The organism is Moraxella sp. CTOTU49097, assembly GCF_032064105.1.
Classification (GTDB): Bacteria; Pseudomonadota; Gammaproteobacteria; order Pseudomonadales; family Moraxellaceae; genus Faucicola; species Faucicola osloensis_B.
This window is the reverse complement of record NZ_DAMBOA010000027.1, coordinates 1-20,376: the sequence shown is the minus strand read 5'-3', so window position 1 is coordinate 20,376 and position 20,376 is coordinate 1. Positions and strand designations below refer to the sequence as shown.

The following is a 20,376-nucleotide window of genomic DNA, read 5'->3' as shown; positions in this document are numbered from 1 at the left end:
GCAATCTTTTTATATTTCATGCGTTTTGGCTCGGCATCCGCGCCCAACTGTTTTTTGCGATATGTTTCAAACTCTGAGTAGTTACCATCAAACCAAATCGGACCTTCATCCTCAAATGCCAAAATATGGGTGGCAATACGGTCTAAGAACCAGCGGTCATGCGACACCACCATCACCGTACCAGGGAACACTTCCACCGCATCTTCAAGCGCGCGCAATGTCTCAACATCAAGGTCATTCGATGGCTCATCGAGTAACAGCACGTTTGCCCCTTGTTTTAAGGTTTTGGCAAGTTGCAGACGGTTACGCTCACCACCCGACAGGCTACCGACCAGTTTTTGTTGGTCTTGACCTTTAAAGTTAAAGCGTCCGATATAGGCACGGCTAGGTGTGGTGTATTCGCCCACGGTAATCATGTCAAGACCGTCGGAGACTTCTTCCCACACGGTTTTTTTGTCGTCAAGCTCATCGCGTACCTGTCCCACATACGCCACTTTTACCGATTCACCGACTTCAACTGTGCCCGTGTCTGGCTTGTCTTTGCCTGTAATCATGTTGAACAAGGTCGTTTTACCTGCACCGTTGGGTCCGATAATCCCCACAATCGCCATCGGCGGCACAGTGAAGGATAGGTTTTCGTATAGCAAACGGTCACCAAATGATTTTGAGATATTGTTGACTTCAATGACTTTGTTGCCAAGACGTGGTCCTGGTGGAATGTAAATTTCGGCAGTTTCGTTACGCTGTTGGAACTCTTTAGAGTTCAACTCTTCAAAGCGTTGCAAGCGAGATTTTGATTTGGCTTGTTGACCTTTTTGGTTTTTACGCACCCATTCAAGCTCTTGTTTCAGCGCTTTGGCAAAGGCTTCTTCTTGTTTTTGCTCTTGCTCTAGGCGTTTATTTTTTTGTTCAAGCCACTCGGTGTAGTTACCTTGGTAAGGGTAGCCATAACCACGGTCAAGCTCCAGAATCCACTCGGCAACGTTATCAAGGAAATAACGGTCATGGGTAATCGCTACAATAGTGCCGCTATAATCTTTTAAGAAATGCTCAAGCCAAGCGACTGATTCGGCGTCCAAGTGGTTGGTTGGTTCGTCCAATAGCAACATATCAGGTTTTGATAGTAACAGACGGCACAGGGCAACACGGCGTTTTTCACCACCCGATAATTTGCTCACGTCGGCATCCCACGCGGGTAGGCGCAGCGCATCGGCGGCTTTTTCTAACTGGTTGTTGAGGTTATGGGCATCCCACGCTTGGATGATGTCTTCCATCTTGCCTTGCTCGGCGGCAAGTTTGTCAAAGTCGGCATCGGGTAGGGCATATTCACCGTAAATTTCATCAAGGCGCGCCAATGCGTCTAGGGCTTCACGTACACCATCTTCCACGTTGCCACGCACGTCTTTGGCAGGGTCTAGCTGCGGTTCTTGGGCAAGGTAGCCAATCTTGATACCCGCCTGCGCACGCGCTTCACCGTTATACTCGGTGTCCACGCCTGCCATGATTTTAAGCAAGGTTGATTTACCGGCACCGTTGAGACCCAGTACACCGATTTTTGCACCGGGGAAAAAAGACAGGCTGATGTCTTTTAGGATTTCCCGCTTGGGTGGAACAATTTTTGATACCTTGTTCATGGTATAAATATATTGAGCCATGTTTTTCCTGTTTAAGTTAGCTAATATTAAGTGAAGATAAGGCGTATCATCCACGCCAAAAAATTTGAAAAATGGTAAGATTTAACCGCTTATTATCGCATTGTTAACGGGGTGGGGCAAGGTAAAAGCCTAGTGAAAAATCATTTGCAAACCCCATACCGAATAGGCAAAAACTTTTACAAGTCATGGACAGTGGTTGTGCTACTATCAAACGGCAAATAACCAAGCGATAAATAACTAAGTCACAGATAGCATAGTAAAAAAAAGAATACACAAGGAGACAACCATGTCGGATTTACAATTATCGATTCACCATAACAAACAATCACACCGCTTTGAAACCACCGTTGACGGCACTACTGCTTACATTAGCTATGTGGATAATGGTGATGTCATCGTATATGACCATACCATTGTGCCAGACGCGATTGGCGGGCGCGGCATTGCAGGGGCGTTGACCAAGCACGCGTTAGACTATGCCCACGAGCAAGGTAAAAAAGTCGTGCCAGCCTGCTCTTACGTGGCAAGCTACCTGCAAAAGCACCCCGAATACAGTGATTTAAAAGCTTAAACTTTTACCAATGTGTCAACACGCCAATAAAAAAAACCACATAGGTTGATGTGGTTTTTTTATCGATTAGGGTTTGCTGATTATTTTTTCTTGGTAGGTCCAAGTAGCATACCCATTTGGCGGCCTTCAACTTTTGGTTGTTGTTCAACATTGGCAACATCGGTCGTATCGGCAATGACTTTTTCAAGCTGCTGCAAGCCAATTTGTTGGTGAGCCATCTCACGACCACGGAAGCGAATGGTGACTTTGACTTTGTCTTGGTCTTCCAAAAACTCACGGATTTTACGAAGTTTGACTTGATAGTCAGCTTCTTCCGTACCAGGACGCAATTTGATTTCTTTAAGCTGCGTTTGTTTTTGGTTCTTTTTGGCTTCTTTGGCTTTTTGTTTTTGGTCGTACAGATATTTTCTGTAGTCCATCACTTTGGCAACAGGAGGCTGAGCGTCTGGTACTATCTCGACCAAATCCAACTCAGCATCACGGGCGGCCTGCAGAGCCGTTTTTATATCCACAACACCAACTTGTTCGCCGTCTTCTTTGACTAGGCGTACCTCTTTGGCACGAATTTCCTCGTTGATGTCTAATCGGTTTGAACTCTTAATAATACTTACTCCTACGCTGTTTTTGATTTGACGCGCCCTTTTTGGTCGGTCGCTTGGTTAACCAAGTCGATAAAGGCATCGATACTCATCACGCCAAGGTTGTCACCTTCACGAGTACGGACGTTAACTTGGTTGCTTTCTACTTCTTTATCACCCATGACAATCATATAAGGAATGCGTTCAAGGGTGCGTTCTCTAATTTTAAAGCCAATTTTCTCATTACGCAAATCGGTGATGACACGAAGTCCGGCTTGATTCAATTGTTCGGCGACTTTTTGACAGGCTTCGGCTTGGTTGTCGGTAATATTCATCACCACGACTTGCTGCGGTGCAAGCCAGACTGGCATCCAGCCGGCGTAATGCTCGATGAGCATCCCGATAAAGCGTTCAAATGACCCCAAAATCGCACGGTGGAGCATCACAGGGCGCTCACGTTCGCCTTGCTCATTGACAAACTCCGCACCTAGTCGTTCTGGCAGGTTAAAGTCAAGCTGCAGTGTACCGCATTGCCATACCCGGCCAAGACAGTCTTTAAGGCTAAACTCGATTTTGGGTCCATAAAATGCGCCTTCCCCTGGCAGATACTGCCAGTCAAGCCCTGCATTATCCAACGCGTCCGCTAAGTCTTTTTCTGCCAAGTCCCACAGTTCATCAGCACCGACCCGTTTTTCTGGGCGAGTTGAGAGTTTCATTTGCACGTCATCAAAACCAAAGTCTTTATACACATCAAGGGTAAGCTTGATAAAGTCTTGGGCTTCTTGTTTGATTTGCTCATTACTACAAAAAATATGGGCGTCATCTTGGGTAAAGCCACGCACCCGCATGATGCCATGGAGTGAACCTGACGGCTCGTTACGGTGGCATGAGCCAAACTCAGCAAGACGCAATGGCAAGTCACGGTAAGATTTTAACCCTTGATTGAACACTTGCACGTGACACGGGCAGTTCATCGGCTTGATGGCATAGTCACGTTTTTCACTGTGGGTGGTGAACATCATGTCGCCATAGTTTTCCCAGTGACCTGATTTTTCCCATAGGCTTCTATCGACGATTTGTGGGGTTTTGATTTCAAGATAGCCGTTATCTTTTTGTACTTTGCGCATATACTGCTCAAGTACTTGCCACATCGTCCAGCCATTGGGATGCCAAAACACCATACCAGGCGCTTCTTCTTGCATGTGAAATAAATCAAGCGCTTTACCGATTTTACGGTGGTCGCGTTTTTCCGCTTCTTCGATACGCTGAATATAAGCTTTTAAATCTTTTTTGTCTGCCCAAGCGGTACCGTAAATACGTTGTAGTTGCTCGTTTTTGGCATCACCGCGCCAGTAGGCACCACTCATTTTGGTGAGTTTAAAGGCTTTTAGGAAACGGGTATTGGGCACGTGAGGCCCACGGCACATGTCAACGTATTCTTGGTGATAGTATAAACCCATTTGGGTTTCATTCGGCATATCTTCGATAAGACGTAATTTATAAGTCTCGCCACGGTCTTGGAATACTTTGACAACCTCGTCACGCGGTGTCATTTTTTTGATAACATCGTAATCTTGGTTAATCAATTGGGTCATGCGCGCTTCGATTTTTTCCATGTCTTCTGGCGTAAACGGGCGCTCGCTATAGATATCGTAATAAAAACCCTCTTCAATCACAGGACCGATAACCATCTTCACCTCAGGATATAGCTGTTTGACAGCATGACCCAGTAAGTGAGCGGTCGAGTGGCGAATGATTTCCACACCTTCCTCGTCTTTTGGCGTGATGATTTGAACGCTGGCGTCTTCGCTAATCGGGTCACACGCATCAACTAATTTGCCGTTGACACGTCCTGCAACGGTGGCTTTGGCAAGCCCTGCGCCGATGCTTTGCGCCACTTCCATGACTGACGTTTGCCCATCAAATTGTTTAATATCGCCGTTTGGTAAGGTAATGGCTACCATAATTGCTCCTGTTGTCCTTTGGCAGTGATGACCGTTACTATCGGTCATGTAACCGTGAGAGATGGGAATAAAAAAAGGGAAAAACTCTGCCAATCCAGACTTACCGTGTCTCGATAGGCATTACAATCCCATGAATTCGTCGCTTTGCAAAAAGCGTAAACAAGATATTATAGCAAATTGCGGTGATGAAACCAACTTGCTGATTGAATTGCTTGCAGTTATGACAGAAAATGAGGCAGCTCATGATATGCGTGTAAAAAACGCTGCAATAGACGACAGCCAATGCTTGGTATTTACAATTTGGCTGTGTATCTTTACGCGAACAAGTTACAGTAATAATCTAGATTACCCGTGGCAAAACTTATATAACTACAGGATAGTGAGTGCTATGCTTCATAACGCTCCATAACAACACGATTGATTAAGGGCATTTTTATGTCAGTTGATTTTTCCAATACATTAATTGTGGCGGTCTCTGCCACGGCATTGTTTGACCTATCGGAGTCTGAGCGGTTTTTTCAACAAGCGTTAACCGAAGATCCAGAAACGGCGATTGATAAATTTCGCAGCTATATGATTGAACGCGAAAATGACCCCTTGCAAACCGGGACGGGTTATCCGCTTATCAAAGCCTTACTCAATCTCAATCAGCATTGTGCAGCCGATGACAAGGGCGAGGGCATCGCTGCGCCCATGGTTGAAGTGGTGATTATGTCAAAAAACAGCCCAGATACCGGTATTCAAGTATTAAATGCGCTGCGTAGTCATGGACTACCGATTAGTCGCTCGGCATTTACCTCAGGCGAAGGGGTGGCGGATTATGTGGCAGATTTTAAAGTGGATTTGTTTTTGACCACCAATCATGCCGATGCCCAGCAAGTCACCGATGCAGGGGTGTGTGCCTGCGCGATTCTGGATGCGCCGCCCATTGATATGAAAGAGCTAGACACCAATCAACTACGCATTGCATTTGATGGCGATGCCGTATTATTTGATGAAGCAGGGGAGCTATTGTCTCGCCAGCAAGGACTCAAAGCGTTTCATGATTATGAAGCCAAAATGAGTGATGTGCCGATGAATAAAGGCCCGTATGCGGATTTTTTAATCAAACTCTCTAAACTACAAAAACGCCTGCCTGCTAAAATTAAGCATCCACCCATTCAAATTGCACTGGTGACCGCGCGCAATGCGCCTGCAGATTTGCGCGCGATTAAGACATTACGTGATTGGGGTGTCAATGTGGATTTGGCATTCTTTTTAGGTGGCTTGGATAAACGCCATGTACTGCAAACCTTTGCTCCGCATATTTTCTTCGATGACTCCATTCATAATTACGAATCTGCTAAAGGCGTAGTACCTTCAGGGCTAGTGCCTTATAGTTCAAAATCAAAATTGTATGTCAAACAAGCTGATGCCACGGCAACCCAAAACCTGGTTGAAATCCATCAAGCCTAAAATTCATAGGTTGTATAAAAAATCCCATATAAAAAAAATACCGCTTATTGCAAGCGGTATTTTTGATTGAACATTGGATTAGTGGTCAGATGCACCTGACGCACCGATACCGGTTAATGAACGTACATACTGTGCATCAAAACCTTTTCTATCTAACTCAGCGCGTGGTGAGTTGTCAGTGATAGAGGCGATCCACGCTAGAATGAAGGTCACAGGCATACTAAATAATGCCACGTTTTTGTATGGGAAAGCGGGCGCTTCGTGTTTCAAGATATCTACCCAAACCGCAGGTCCTAAGATAATCAGTAGCACTGCGACGGCTAAGCCGCCAAACCCACCGATGACCGCACCACGAGTGGTTAGACCACGCCAGAACATCGCTAACAAAAGAATCGGGAAGTTAGCCGATGCCGCGACCGCAAATACCAAACTTGCAATGAACGCAAGGTTTTGGTTTTCAAAGATAATACCGGTAACGATTGACAATAAACTTAATGCAACCACGGTAATTTTTGATGCACGCATCTCTTCTTCAGGTCTCGCTTGACCTTTTCTGATAACACTCGCATACAAGTCATGGCTGACCGCTGAGGCGCCTGATAACGTCAAACCTGCAACAACCGCTAGGATAGTTGCAAAAGCAACGGCCGAGATAAAGCCTAAGAATAGGTTACCACCTACGGCATGGGACAAGTGAATCGCTGCCATGTTGGCACCACCGATGAGTGCTTGTGAGCTTACGCCATTTTTCACCACTGTCGTAAAATAATCTGGATGTTCAGCTAGGATAACGATAGCACCCAAGCCAATAAGAACGATCATAAAATACACGTAAGAAATACAGCTAGCGGCAACCAGTACCGATTTACGGGCTTGTTTGGCATCTGGCACCGTAAAGAAACGCATCAATACGTGTGGTAAACCTGCTGTACCAAACAATAGACCCAAACCTAATGAGATAGATTCAATGGGATTATTAACCAATTTACCCGGCGACAAAATCGCTTCATGCTTATCATGAATCGCCACTGCTGACTTAAATAATTTGTCAAAACTAAAACCAACATGGCTCATCACCATAAATGCCATGAAAGTCGCACCTGACATCAGCAAAATAGCTTTGATAATCTGCACCCAAGTGGTAGCTAGCATACCGCCAAATAGTACATAAACCATCATCAAAATACCCACGATTAGTACAGCATAGATATAGTCCAAACCAAATAATAACTCAATTAGTTTACCCGCGCCGACCATCTGTGCAACCAAGTATAGCGCAACGACGACCAAGGTACCGGATGCAGCAAAAATACGTACTGGGGTTTGGGAAAAACGATAAGATGCCACATCTGCGAAGGTGAATTTACCCAAGTTACGTAGCCGCTCAGCGATTAAGAATAAAATAATTGGCCAGCCAATCAAGAAGGCTAGGGTATAAATCATGCCATCATAACCGACGGTAAAAATCATACTCGATAACCCCAAAAAGGTTACCGCTGACATATAGTCCCCGGCAATGGCGATCCCGTTTTTGGTACCTGAGATACCGCCGCCCGCGGTATAAAAGTCGCTAGCGGTTTTGTTTTGTTTTGACGCCCAGTAAGTAATACCGAGTGTTGCCAAAACGAAAATCAAGAACATGATAATGGCTGAAATATTCAGCGGTTGTTTTTTTACTTCGCCTTCAAGGGCGCCCGCCGCCCATGCTGGCATCTGTGCCATCAGACCCATTAGCGTCAAACTTGCGGCGGTTGAAACCTTGCCGATACGCTTGCCCAAGCCTTTAACAGTCACGCTGTTATACTGTTGTTGTAACATGCCACCCTCCATGGTGTCAAAACTGATGTCAGAACTGATGTCAAAATTATTATCAGCCCCACAATTTTACAAATGAAAACCCAACACAATCCCTGTGTAGTTATACTTTACCACTGTTGATATCATCGATGACTTTACGAGTCATCGTGTCAAATTCGCCGTTTGCTTTTTTGACATATATCCAAGTGATGAGTGGTACAAAAATGATGAAAGCTACGACAATATAAAAACCTACAGGCGTCATCGAACCTGCGGAAACTGGTTTAGCAAACATGCTTGGGTTAAATCCCACGAGTAGCAGATAACCGAACCAAAAAACTAGCGTGATAATGGTAAAAATAAGACCTAGGCTAGTTTTTTTCTTTGCCATGCTTTGGAATTCAGGATGATTCATGACGCGCTGAATTTGTGCCTCATCCATGGTAACGCTCCTTGTAAATGAATGAAAAAGACAACTTATTGATGATTAATTCAACAATCAGTGTCAAAACCGACAAGGAAGATAGCGATTGGGTGACAATAACAGTAGACAAAATATGGTGAAGCAAGTCCGCTATGCTAAACGTAATAGATTGTCTTAAATGATACAAACAATCTCATCTTCCTGATTAGTTGCTATTATTAAATGAAAATTGTTAAAAAATCTAGCTATTTTTTCTCAAACTGTAAAAAAATTGTAGAATGTTAGTTGAAAATTAGTGGCAACGCTATCAAACAAAGCATCCAAAATTAACATTGGACCTAACTTGATACTTATAATCGTGACTAATCACGATTACACCTAATCATGATTGCACCTAATGATAACTGTAACGCCCAATGACCATTAAAAATTATCAAACTATCCATGATAGATAAATCGTTGAGGATAGATAAATCATTGAGCATACATACCACTATTGAAACCAAACGGCATTTATTTGCCTCGAGTTTTACACATACCGTCTTTGCAGTCTGCTGCGACTTTACCATAGGCAAGTTGGGTCATCCAGTTGGGTACACGGTTGCGATGTCGCGCAAAAATAGGGTAAATCATATCACTGGCTTGTTTCACTACAGGCCATTCAAACACGGTTGCAAATGGCAGCTGTGCGGTTTTGTATAGCAGTCGTACGGCATCCATGCCTTTTTGCATGTTCCCTTGTTTATCTTGCACACACAGATAAGTCATCGCCTCATTTTCGCTAATACCAAATTTGGCAAGTTCGTCCCGTGCGTCATCAATCGCCATGATGCGAATGGCGTCAGGTTTTTTCTCTACCATATGCAAGGCTTCGGTACGGCAGACAGGGCAGGTATCATCATAGTACATGGTAATCATATTAACAGTCTCCGAAGATTAGCTTTTTAGGGCATTTAATACGGTCAAGTCGTTAAATTCAAAACCTTTATCCAGTAATGCTGTGGGCACAACGCGTTGCCCATCCAACAGTAACGTCGACATTTCACCAAACATGGTCTTGACCACAAAGGCGGGCAGAGTCATCACAGTAGGGCGGTGCAACCAAGTGCCCATCGCATCGGTAAATGCAGCATTGCTAATAGGCGTTGGATTGGTCAAATTGTAAATTTGCTGAGTGGGCAGAGTGTGAGTCAGGTTTTGTTCAATGATAAAAATCACCGCACGCACCCAATCAGTACGGCTAATCCAGCTCATGATTTGCTGACCATTGCCAAGTTTACCACCGGTGCCCATTTTAAATGGGGTAATCAGTCGTCCAACCATACCCCCCTCGGGCGCAATCACCACCCCTGTGCGCACAATCGCAACTGGCACAGCATCCGTTACAGCATCTGTTACAGTATCTTGGGCAGTCAAAGCTAGCTGCTCCCATGCCTGACAAATTTCGTGAGCGAAGTCGGTTGTTGTCATGGGGCTGGTTTCATCAAGCGCGGTTGGGTCGTTTTCCTGTTGGATACCATACCAACCGACGGCTGAGCCGCTAATCAATAGTTTTGGTTTGTTGCCCATTCGCTCAATATAATCAATCACCGCTTGTGTGGGTTTTAGTCGACTATCAAACAACTCTTGCTTACGTGCATCCGTCCAACGGCTGTCGGCAATACCCGCACCTGCTAGATTGATGATGACGTCATACGTCTGATCGGTGCTGGCAAGATCATCATAGCTAATAACGTCGTCTGCGATATTTTTGCTTTTCTCTTTTTCTACAGAACGAGATACCCAAGTGACTGACGCAGTGTTACCTTTTACGCCATGGGTTTTTAACGATTGTGTTAACGCTGTGCCTAAAAATCCTGAACCACCTGTGATAAGTATTTTCATCATTTCTTTCCTTTTTTCTGTCAAAACTGAAATTTATGGGCAAAAAATATTAGTTTTTGGGTGGTTTAAGGGTAAAAAAACCACTTAACATGGCTATTAGCCCTGAAATACATCCCATCACTATAATTACAGTAGCCACTTTTAGTACCTCAATAAAATTGGGCAGCGATAAATTATTCGTTAGCAGGATAAAACCCAAAATAAATAAAATCGCTAAAACCAGATTGCCCATAAAAAACGCCATATAATTGACATATCGAATGTGGCGTATGACCACTAACCATAGCCCTGTCAAAAAAGTGGGTAAAATACCGACCAGTAACCAGACAATCGCCAGTAATAGCATGATGGTAATATCCATGATTTTGGTATAAGCCAAAACAAAAAATGACACCACAATCACCAAAAAACTCAGCAATACACCACTACCAAAAAATTTGATGAATCGCCACCAATTCGCTTTAGCCATACCGTCAAACCTCATCATTTCAAAAACTTCTGAATCGTCGCCCCAAGCTTTAGGATACGATTGAGCGTAGTGGACGAAAGTTTTAGCATCTCGTTCGCCCAACTCGTCAGCGTATCGACAAATTGGTGGGTGTCTTTGATACGTTGCTGTACGTCTTTACTTTCTGTGGCAAATTCTGGCTCATTGATTAAATCCGCCAAGAATCCAACCGTCGGCGCAAGCTCTCGGCGATAGCGTTCTTCGACAATCACTTTAGCCAATTCCCAAACATCCGTGCCCGTGGTGAAATAATCGCGTCTATCACCGAGCGTATGTACGGTTTGTACCAGATTTAAGCTCTGCAATTCCTTGATACTATTGCTCACATTTGAACGCGCCACGCCTAAGGTCTCTTGGATTTCTTCGGCATTCATCGGCTTGCCTGCCAAAAATAACAAGGCATGAATCTGGGCAACGGTACGGTTTACGCCCCATTTATTGCCCATTTCGCCCCAGTGTAAGACAAATTTTTCCATGGTAGGTGTGAGTTGCACTTTTTAGCCCTGTGTGTAAGTAAATAGATATAAATCAATCAATTTTTAATTACTTTGAGCTTTTTACATATTTCTGTCAATACAGAAATTTTGAAAATTGTAAAAATTTTGTGGTTGGGTTTGGATTGTTGACCTTATAAGTCGCGTTTTATTTCCCAAAAAAAAATAATTTCGGTAAGATGAAGTGGTTTATTGTATCTTTTTTTTGATATTTAGTTTTTTGGTATTTATTTCTTTGGTATAAGGATGACCCATGACGGCAACCCAAACACAACAACCCACCTTTCAAAAAGTCACCTATGATGTTGCAGATAGCGTTGCGACGATTACCCTAAATGACCCTGCATCTTTAAATGCCCTTGACAGCACCATGAAAGGTGAGCTATTGCAAGCCTTAAGCCATGCTGAATATGACGATACCGCCAAAGTCATCGTATTAACAGGCGCGGGCAAGGGCTTTTCAAGCGGTGGCGATATCCGCGAGATGTTAGGCTCAACCGAAACCCGCCAAGCGGTGCTAAAAATGGCACACGGGCTGACCACTGGCGTGGGCGAAATCAGCCGAAAGCTGCGAAAAATCAGTAAGCCCATCATCGCCCGTATCAACGGAGCAGCGGCAGGGGCGGGCATGAATATCGCCTTGGCGTGTGATTTTCGGGTGGCCAGTGACAATGCCAAGTTTTTGCAGGCGTTTGTCAATATCGGGCTTGTGCCTGATGCGGGCGGGATTTATCAGTTAACGCAACTGATTGGGGCGGCAAAGACCACCGAGCTTGTGATGCTTGGCGAGCAGTTTGATGCCAAAAAAGCCCAAGATTTAGGCTTAGTCAATGCTATCGCGCCAGCCGATGAGCTTGATGCCGCGGTGAAAAAACTCACCGACCGTTTAACAAGCTTGCCTACTTTGACATTGGCGGCGATGAAACAGACTATTAACCAAGTGGCGTACAGTGGACTTGATACTGCCATTGATGCAGAAGTCATGTACCAAATGCAGATGGCAACCACGGAAGACTTTAAAGAAGGCGTGTCGGCATTTATGCAAAAACGTCCTGCCCAGTTTAAAGGGCATTAATCTGTAAAAAATCAACGGAAAGAAAAATAGCGTTGTCACCGACGCTATTTTTTTGGGGTATAATAATGCCCAAACTGGTAACGGATTTTGTTATCACGGATTTCACCGACAAAAAAGCGATATAAATTGGCATGCAGGTATTTCCAGCCCGTATTAAAATAGCCATCTTGCTGCAAGCGGCGTGGGTCAAAGCGAAAGGTGAGCGGTAGCATCTGATAGCGGGTGATTTTTTTGGCGCGATTGACATAGTCACAATCTTCACACAGGGTGATAGACTCATCAAACCCACCCAATTGCTCATGCACGGATTTACTGGAAAAAATACAGGCACCGACCGCCGTTGGCGATAAAAATTGGCTAACAAAAATACCTATGTTAAACAGCTGATAACCCACCGTAAACCAAGGTTTTAGGTGGTCAGCGTTCATATACACGCCGGCTACTGTCAAGGATTTTTTATCCAATAATTGACTGGCTTTTTGCAAAAAGTTTGCATCCAGCCGCACATCGGCATCTAAAAACAGTATCCGTTCATTTTTGGCTAGGCTTGCCCCTGTATTACGACCCAAGCTGACGCCACGTTTTGACATTTTATGTACGCTTATCGCCGGCAACTGGTGGCGAAAACTGGCTGCAATTTGACAGGTATTATCTTCGCTGTTGGAATCCACCACGATGACTTCAAAATTTTGGTAGCTTTGCTGGGCTAAGTCACGCAAAATATTGCCGATACGTTCGGCTTCGTTTAAGGTAATAATCACGATGCTAATTGGCGTCATAAGCTCATTCACAAGGGCAACAATCGTTTAAAACGGCAGTTTTTTAGATTTTTTATCATAAATGAACAATATGACGATCTGGTGATTGCCAAAAAAGTTTTGGGTGCTAAGCTAGGGAATGAGTAATCGAGCTGATGCAGAATTCAATGGGCGATGGCATGGTAACCAGTTAGAAGGAATAAAGTATGTGCATTGTGGCGTTGGCTTGGCAGCTGTTTGAGGATAAACCCTTGGTGCTATTATCCAATCGCGATGAATTTTTGCAGCGTCCTACGCGCGCACTACATGAATGGCAATTGCCGAATGGAAAAAAAATCATCGCGGGGCAAGATGCGCAAGCAGGGGGCACTTGGTTGGGTATCGATCCTGTGCATGGGCGCTGGGGGGTGATTTTAAACTACCGAGAGATTATCAAAGATAAGCCTGTCTTTGCCACCTCTCGCGGTCAATTAATCCTTGATTATTTAAGTGGTGAGTGGTCGCCGCTAGCTTTCGCAAGGCAAATTGATTTGCCCTGCTACGATGGGTTTAACCTAGTCATCGGCGATCGGCAGCAAGCGGTGCTACTCAATAATAAAGGGTATGGCATCGAGGTATTGGCAAAAGGCTTATACGTGTTATCCAATGGTCAACCAAATACGGCATGGTTTAAAACGGAAAAACTGCGCAGGCGAGTACGACAAGAGTTGTTGCCGCTGCTTGCTGGGCATGAGGATTGGCAAACAGCCAATTGGAAAAACGTGGCATTTGAGATACTGCAAGACAGTGAACAAGCGCCTATCACCCAGCTACCTGATACAGGTTTAGGTATGGAGACAGAGTTGGCGTTGTCTTCCATCTTTATTCCTGCCAATCGCCTCGATAAGCTGCTAGGAAGTAGCTATGGGACGCGCGTGAGTAGCTTGCTCACCATCACTCAGACAGGGTTTGATATGCAAGAAAAAAACCTTGAAAATGACACTATCATCCGTATCACACATGATGTTAACGCCACATAATCAATGAAAAAAACAGCCGAGAAGTCAAAAAAATAGACAATAAAATGGGCTATCCATCAACCGTAAGCTTAACTGATATGCCCAAACATCATCATCAGCTCAGTATCGAGCCTATCAAAATCCAATTCGATAGTGTTATCCAAAAAAATCACTTCAATACGGTTATCGGTTTGCGGCTCACAGGCCACCAAATCGAGCGAATCCGGGGTAAAATTCATGGTTTGCCATTGCTCACCATGCGTATGTTTGATATGAACCACCGATTTGATACGTTGCCAGTTGGGCAGTGCCAACAACCATTCCATCAGTACAGTCATATCAATTGTCCAGTCGGCTGACACCCGCCATCCGATGATTTGATAGCCGTTTTGTACATCATGATAGCGAAATGGCAAGTCATCGTTGGTAGCTGTCGGTGATTGGGGCGTGTAGGCTTGGATGGTGGATAGAGCGGGGGACTGAGCAAAGCTCGTTAAGCTAACTTGTTGATAGTGGCTACGCTCGGCAAGCACTTGGCTTGATTGATTGAGCGCTTGTTGCAATTGCCGCAGATTGTCTTCGCTCAGCGTTTGTTCTGTTTGCCAAATCAATTTTGCTTTAGGGTTTAAACCCTTTACCCATGCGGTCAATTGGATTTTTTGGGTGTCATCCAACCCATGAAAACGATTAATCACCACCACATCACAAAATCGCACATGTGCTTGGTAGCCTTCATTGTCACGATAACGGGCATCTTGCCAATGACGCGCATTGACGATACTGATGGCAGATTTTAGCGACAGCGCAGTTTGCCAATGCGGGGCAGATAGCTGCTCAATCAGCTCTCGCGGGTGTGCAAGCCCTGTCGGCTCAATCCATAATCGGTCAGGTCTATACTCAGAAGTCAAGCGAGCGAGCGCAATCTGTAGCGGCAGTTGCGACGTACAGCAGATACAGCCACCAGATACTTGGCGAATCGCTAAATCATGGTCAGCATTAGCCGCCAATAGCTTTTCATCAATACCGATTTGACCTGCTTCATTGACCAAAATCGCCCACTTTTCTTGCTGCTGAAAATGCGTGATACAGGCATTGATAAAACTGGTTTTACCAGAACCTAAAAAGCCCATCACCAGGTGACAGGCTGTATTTACAATCAACGGTTTTATCATAAAAGTTTTTAACTCTGTTAACTTAGCTTTTTTAATTGGCTTTTTTAATTCGCTCTCTTTAATAGCGCTTGTCTAGCTATCTGCGCCATCGGGTACAAACACGTAGCCCACGCCCCAAACGGTTTGGATATAGCGCGCTTGCGAAGGGTTATCTTCGATGAGACGGCGTAAACGCGATACTTGCACATCAATTGAGCGCTCCATTGCGCCCCATTCACGGCCGCGTGCCAAATTCATCAGTTTATCACGGGTTAATGGCTCACGGGGATGTTGTACCAAAGCCTTTAATACACTAAATTCACCTGTGGTTAAGGTCACGATGTTACCATCACGTTTTAGGGTGCGCGTTGATAAATCTAATGTCCATGACCCAAATTCCACCACTTCCATTTGCTGACTGGGTGCGCCTGGCAATTCACGCGTTTGCCGACGCAACACGGCTTTAATACGTGCCAATAATTCTTTGGGGTTAAAGGGTTTTGGCAGATAATCATCCGCGCCTGCTTCAAGTCCTGCGATACGATCGGCATCGGAACCTTTAGCGGTCAACATAATAATCGGAATATCGGAGTTTTCTGCGCGTAAGCGATGGCAAATACTGATTCCGTCTTCGTTAGGTAGCATCAAATCCAGCACAATCAGCGAAAATAACTCGCGCTGCATCAATTTGTCCATTTGGTTGCCGTCATGCGCAGTACGTACAATATAACCATCATCTTCTAAGAAACGTTGCAACAAAGTGCGAAGGCGCGCATCGTCATCAACGACCAAAATGCGCTGATTCATATCGCCGGCGGCTGATTGATTGGGGGTAGATTCTACAGTGGGGTTGATGTCATCACTCATTGATTATTTTCCTCATTTTTATCGTCGATATTCCTATCACCCATATTCCTATCACTAACGTTATTTTCACTCGAATGTTGTTTTCGCTACACAGTTTTTATAAATGCCCAATTGTTTTTTATAAAGGCTAAATATGTTCCATTAGCGTGTTGCACTGAACCTTTAATTAATAGTTAGGACAGGCAATGGTATAAAATATATGGGTATAAAAATTTTCATTAGGGACTGATAAAGGTATTTTGAAACGATTGGTTACAACTTGCAAGCATTATCAATCTTATTATTCAGCCAAATTTGCGTGGTTATGCGGTTATTAAAGCAAAAAAATGTGTCGATAGTTGTAGTGATTTTGCTAAAAATGCGACGTTAGCTTTAGGGTAGCCACCTATTATATAGTCATCAGTTAGCAAAATTTTAGTTTAACAACAGGGGTATCTTTAGCAAGGTAAAAATTCACTAAAGATTTTTGTTAAAATAGCGTTTACCTATTATCTTTTTGTATTGTTTTGTTATAATGCGTGAACTCTGAAGTTATGAGTTCATCCTTATAAGTGTTAGGCAAAAATATGACTACAAACGTTACTGCCATTGCGGCTAATCCAGCGGTAGATGTACTCTCTGAGCAAGTCCAGCAAGCCATTTATCAAAAATTAGCTGCCAATCTTGGTATAAAACTCAACCAAATGATGGCATTCGTCAAACTCTACGATGATGGGGCGACGATTCCGTTTATTGCCCGCTATCGTAAAGAACAAACCGGCGGGCTCGATGACATACAATTGCGTAGTCTGGAAAAATCGCTCAGCTATGAACGAGATATGGCCATTCGCCGGCAAAAAATTATTGAGCTGTTGACTTCACAAAATAAGCTGACCGATGAATTGAGTGAGCGCATCAATCAAGCGGCATCCAAACTTGAGCTAGAAGACATTTATTTGCCGTATCGTCCGCGCCGCCGCTCATTGGCAACCCAAGCGCGTGAAGCAGGACTTGAGCCAATTGCCTTGGCAGTTCTAAATGAGTCAGTAAGCCCAGCCTCAGCATTATCAGATTACCAAGCACCAGCGCCTGTACAGGATGACAACGGCGAAGCCGAAGCGTCAATTTTTGAAGATAAAGAAAAACAGCTATCAGGTATCGGCGCCATTATTATCGATGAGTGGACACAGCAGCTTGACCTACTCGACAAACTGCGCGTCGGCTTTGGTAAAATCGCCCAAATTCATAGCCGTCTAGTGGGCGAAGAAAAACGGGAAGTCGGCGAAAAATACAAAGACTATTTTGACCATGCTGAAAGCTTGGCGCGTCTACCCAATCATCGATTATTAGCGATGCTACGCGGTCGCCAAGACAACGTATTGACGATTGCGATTGAAGGCGATGATGCACCATTTATTGAGCAAATTAATCACGCATTTAATTTAACGGCTGCTGAGCCTAGTGAGCGTCAACAGTTTTTATTGTCACTGGGCAAAAAACTGTGGTTGGACAAATGGCGTCCGCATATTGAGCATCGTTTGCTCACAGAAAAACGCTTAACGGCTGAATCAGCAGCCATTGACGTGTTTGCAAACAATTTACAGCATCTATTAATGGGAGCGCCAGCGGGTCAAAAAACGATTTTAGGCGTCGATCCGGGTATCCGTCATGGGGTCAAAATGGCCGTGGTTGATAGCTTAGGTCATGTTGCCAAAAATAGCGATGATAGTTTTGCGATTGCAACAGTGTATCCATTTGCCCCAGACAATAAGGTCGATGAAGCCAAACAAACCATTGCCGATTTACTCAAAAATCACCATGTGCATTTAATCGCCATTGGTAATGGTACGGCTAGCCGTGAGACAGATGCCTTAATCAAAGAAATTTTGGCAGAAAACAGCGCCGAGGGCAACGGCGATATCAAAGCGGTGCCTGTGGTGGTCAATGAGTCTGGTGCGTCTGTGTACTCAGCCAGCGAACTGGCATCGCAAGAATTACAAGAGCTTGATGTATCCATTCGTGGGGCGGTATCGATTGCCCGTCGTTTGCAAGATCCCTTGTCTGAGCTGGTTAAAGTCGATCCCAAAGCCATTGGCGTGGGTCAATATCAGCATGACGTCAACCAAACGCAGCTGGCTGATAGTTTAACCAAAGTCACGCAAGACTGTGTGAATGCGGTGGGCGTAGATGTCAATACCGCAAGTCCTGCGATTTTGTCTTATATCGCAGGTCTCAATGTTAATGTGGCGCAGCAAATTGTCAACTACCGCAACGAACATGGCGCCTTTGCCAACCGTGAACAGCTCAAAAACGTGCCAAGATTGGGTGCTAAAACTTTTGAACAAGCGGCAGGTTTTTTACGCATTCGTGGCGGCGATGAGCCGTTAGATGCGACAGGGTTACACCCAGAAAACTACGAGATGGTCAAACAATGGCTGGCCTCAACTGATAACAATCTCAACGATGTGCTAGGTGACGAGTCAGCGCTTAACAATCTGACCGCTTCACTGGTCGCTGCCGCAAACGATGAGGTTAATGATGCCGAGCAAGCAACGCTGAAAGCCGCTGCCATCAAACAAGAATTAGCCAAACCTGCATACGATCCAAGACCGAGCTTTAAAACAGCAAAGTTTCGTGACGATGTCAATAGCCTCAACGATTTAACCGAAGGCATGACGCTTGAAGGCGTGGTCACCAATGTGACAAGTTTTGGTTGTTTTGTTGATGTGGGCGTCCATCAAGATGGCTTGGTGCATATCTCAGAGATGGGTAACGAGTTTATCGCCGATCCGTTAAATCATGTCAAACCAGGTGATATTGTCACCGTTCGCGTGATTTCAGTGGATGCAGAGCGTAAACGCGTGGGCTTTAGCATGAAGTCAGACACCCCAATGGTAGCCAAACCGGCTGAAAAAGCACCCGCTAGTAAAGCAAAAAATACCAACCAATCAGTGGCTGGTACGACCAAAAAACACGCAGACCCTACCGAGCGCGGCAGCAAATCAGCCAAACATTCGGGCAAACCTCAACGTAGTGACAAAGCCGCTAAACCGCAAAACCAAGCAGCCGAAAAACCGCAAAAAATCGGTAGCTTAGGTGCGTTGTTGGCGCAAGCAGGTCTAAAAAAATCAACATAAACCCCGCATCATTGGTAAACGTGCATCTAAATGGCTAAATCCATTTAGATGTTGCGATTGGTGATACAAGGTTTCGAGTGAGTGATGGTCAATTTTTTACAAGCATTTTGGCAAGCGACTCGCCCACGCACTTATCCATTAGCGGTAGCTGGCATTATAGTAGCCAATGCGTTGGCATACTCGCGTATTGGTAGCTTTGAAACCAAAAATTGGCAAATCTTTTTGCTAAGCCTATGGGTTGCCTTAGGCTTACAGATTTTATCCAATTTAGCCAACGACTATGGCGATGGCATACGGGGTACGGATGCCCAGCGACTCGACAGACAGACAGCCCAAGGTACAATCAATCCCAAGACCCTCAAGAAATTAATCATAAGTTGGGGGCTGTTGATTTTTGGCTGCGGTATTGGCTTACTTTGGCTGAGCTTTAACAGTCTGACCGATTTCTTCACCTTCTTAGCATTGGGCATCATCGCCATCATCGCCGCAGTGACCTATACCGTGGGTAAAAACCCCTATGGGTACAATGCGAAAGGGGAAATAGCAGTATTTTTATTCTTCGGCTTGATTAATGTATTAGGGGGCGTGTACCTACAAACACAATTTATCCGCGTGATGGATATTATTGCTGCCGTGGTGATCGGCCTGCTATGCACTTGCGTATTGATGATTAACAATATGCGGGACTTTGACACAGATACAAGCGCTGGTAAAAATACCCTTGCCACCACCTTAGGCAAAGAAAGCATGAGCCACCTGTATCGGTTCATGTTGTTGGGTGCTTACTTTTTACTCATTACTTTTGTGACCTTGCGACAAAATTTTTATCTATTAAGCCTATTGGTTCTCGTATTTCCAATTGCCAGGCATCTTAAAATGGTTCGCCATTATAGTGATGAAAATATCCCCTCAAACGCACTAGCACCAGAACTAGCCAAAATTGTCTTAATTACCCTAGCGACCAGTATATTGATGAGTATAAGCATTCTTATCTTTAACTATAAAAAACTAATTTGAAAATAAATGAAAAAACTTTTCGTAGTGGTATTGACAGGTAAAAAGAAAAGCGTATAATACGCAC

General features: G+C 44.5%; 18 protein-coding genes. 6 read left to right on the top strand and 12 right to left on the bottom strand.

What is annotated here, in order from left to right:
• Nucleotides 1–1,655: energy-dependent translational throttle protein EttA (gene ettA / locus RT064_RS10205; protein ID WP_313063195.1), on the bottom strand; the 1,655-nt coding region annotated here is incomplete at its 3' end.
• Between the two features lie 286 nt (nucleotides 1,656–1,941).
• On the opposite strand from ettA, the gene RT064_RS10200 reads away from it, so the two are divergent.
• The gene (locus RT064_RS10200) at nucleotides 1,942–2,226 is read left to right on the top strand and encodes a GNAT family N-acetyltransferase (protein ID WP_313063193.1); all 285 of its coding nucleotides are present in this window, start codon (nucleotides 1,942–1,944) and stop codon (nucleotides 2,224–2,226) included.
• An 80-nt stretch (nucleotides 2,227–2,306) separates the two neighbouring features.
• Here the strand turns inward: RT064_RS10200 and infC are convergent, their stop codons facing one another.
• The gene (gene infC, locus RT064_RS10195) at nucleotides 2,307–2,804 is read right to left on the bottom strand and encodes a translation initiation factor IF-3 (protein ID WP_172460503.1); all 498 of its coding nucleotides are present in this window, start codon (nucleotides 2,802–2,804) and stop codon (nucleotides 2,307–2,309) included.
• 35 nt (nucleotides 2,805–2,839) lie between these two features.
• Complete coding sequence (gene thrS, locus RT064_RS10190; protein WP_313063191.1) at nucleotides 2,840–4,768, bottom strand: threonine--tRNA ligase; 1,929 nt, start codon at nucleotides 4,766–4,768, stop codon at nucleotides 2,840–2,842.
• A 435-nt stretch (nucleotides 4,769–5,203) separates the two neighbouring features.
• On the opposite strand from thrS, the gene RT064_RS10185 reads away from it, so the two are divergent.
• Nucleotides 5,204–6,223, top strand: a complete 1,020-nt coding sequence (locus RT064_RS10185) for a 5'-nucleotidase (protein WP_313063190.1) — start codon at nucleotides 5,204–5,206, stop codon at nucleotides 6,221–6,223.
• A gap of 78 nt (nucleotides 6,224–6,301) precedes the next feature.
• On the opposite strand, the gene RT064_RS10180 is transcribed toward RT064_RS10185, so the two are convergent.
• From RT064_RS10180 to RT064_RS10155, 6 genes are all read right to left on the bottom strand, one after another.
• Entirely contained in the window at nucleotides 6,302–7,954 is a 1,653-nt protein-coding gene (locus RT064_RS10180) for a cation acetate symporter (protein ID WP_313063196.1), read from the bottom strand.
• A gap of 187 nt (nucleotides 7,955–8,141) precedes the next feature.
• Nucleotides 8,142–8,462, bottom strand: a complete 321-nt coding sequence (locus RT064_RS10175) for a DUF485 domain-containing protein (RefSeq protein ID WP_188874801.1) — start codon at nucleotides 8,460–8,462, stop codon at nucleotides 8,142–8,144.
• A gap of 495 nt (nucleotides 8,463–8,957) precedes the next feature.
• Nucleotides 8,958–9,362: a thiol-disulfide oxidoreductase DCC family protein gene (locus RT064_RS10170; RefSeq protein ID WP_313063188.1), complete on the bottom strand. Its 405-nt coding sequence runs from the start codon at nucleotides 9,360–9,362 to the stop codon at nucleotides 8,958–8,960.
• 18 nt (nucleotides 9,363–9,380) lie between these two features.
• The gene (locus RT064_RS10165; RefSeq protein ID WP_313063187.1) at nucleotides 9,381–10,331 is read right to left on the bottom strand and encodes a TIGR01777 family oxidoreductase; all 951 of its coding nucleotides are present in this window, start codon (nucleotides 10,329–10,331) and stop codon (nucleotides 9,381–9,383) included.
• Nucleotides 10,332–10,377: 46 nt separating this feature from the next.
• A complete protein-coding gene (locus tag RT064_RS10160) occupies nucleotides 10,378–10,797 on the bottom strand; it encodes a hypothetical protein (RefSeq protein WP_313063186.1) in 420 nt (139 codons plus the stop codon).
• 14 nt (nucleotides 10,798–10,811) lie between these two features.
• Nucleotides 10,812–11,330, bottom strand: a complete 519-nt coding sequence (locus tag RT064_RS10155; protein WP_062332718.1) for a GbsR/MarR family transcriptional regulator — start codon at nucleotides 11,328–11,330, stop codon at nucleotides 10,812–10,814.
• Between the two features lie 253 nt (nucleotides 11,331–11,583).
• On the opposite strand from RT064_RS10155, the gene RT064_RS10150 reads away from it, so the two are divergent.
• Nucleotides 11,584–12,405 (top strand): enoyl-CoA hydratase/isomerase family protein, encoded by an 822-nt coding sequence (locus RT064_RS10150; protein ID WP_313063185.1) that lies wholly within the window; start codon nucleotides 11,584–11,586, stop codon nucleotides 12,403–12,405.
• Nucleotides 12,406–12,449: 44 nt separating this feature from the next.
• Here RT064_RS10150 and RT064_RS10145 read toward each other — a convergent pair whose 3' ends face one another.
• Nucleotides 12,450–13,184 carry a glycosyltransferase gene (locus tag RT064_RS10145; RefSeq protein WP_313063184.1) on the bottom strand — a complete coding sequence of 245 codons (735 nt, stop codon included), beginning with the start codon at nucleotides 13,182–13,184 and terminating at the stop codon, nucleotides 12,450–12,452.
• Between the two features lie 185 nt (nucleotides 13,185–13,369).
• Between RT064_RS10145 and RT064_RS10140 the strand changes: the two genes are divergently transcribed.
• Entirely contained in the window at nucleotides 13,370–14,182 is an 813-nt protein-coding gene (locus tag RT064_RS10140; protein WP_313063183.1) for an NRDE family protein, read from the top strand.
• Between the two features lie 68 nt (nucleotides 14,183–14,250).
• Here RT064_RS10140 and RT064_RS10135 read toward each other — a convergent pair whose 3' ends face one another.
• Nucleotides 14,251–15,321, bottom strand: a complete 1,071-nt coding sequence (locus RT064_RS10135; RefSeq protein WP_313063182.1) for a CobW family GTP-binding protein — start codon at nucleotides 15,319–15,321, stop codon at nucleotides 14,251–14,253.
• Between the two features lie 84 nt (nucleotides 15,322–15,405).
• On the bottom strand, nucleotides 15,406–16,179 hold the full coding sequence (gene ompR, locus RT064_RS10130; protein WP_284034909.1) for an osmolarity response regulator transcription factor OmpR: 774 nt from the start codon (nucleotides 16,177–16,179) through the stop codon (nucleotides 15,406–15,408).
• Nucleotides 16,180–16,745: 566 nt separating this feature from the next.
• Here ompR and RT064_RS10125 point away from each other — a divergent pair.
• Together RT064_RS10125 and menA are read left to right on the top strand one after the other, a co-directional pair.
• Nucleotides 16,746–19,295, top strand: coding sequence for a Tex family protein (locus tag RT064_RS10125; protein ID WP_313063180.1), 2,550 nt, complete (start codon nucleotides 16,746–16,748; stop codon nucleotides 19,293–19,295).
• 84 nt (nucleotides 19,296–19,379) lie between these two features.
• Nucleotides 19,380–20,312, top strand: coding sequence for a 1,4-dihydroxy-2-naphthoate octaprenyltransferase (menA, locus tag RT064_RS10120; RefSeq protein WP_313063179.1), 933 nt, complete (start codon nucleotides 19,380–19,382; stop codon nucleotides 20,310–20,312).
• Nucleotides 20,313–20,376: the final 64 nt, after the last annotated feature.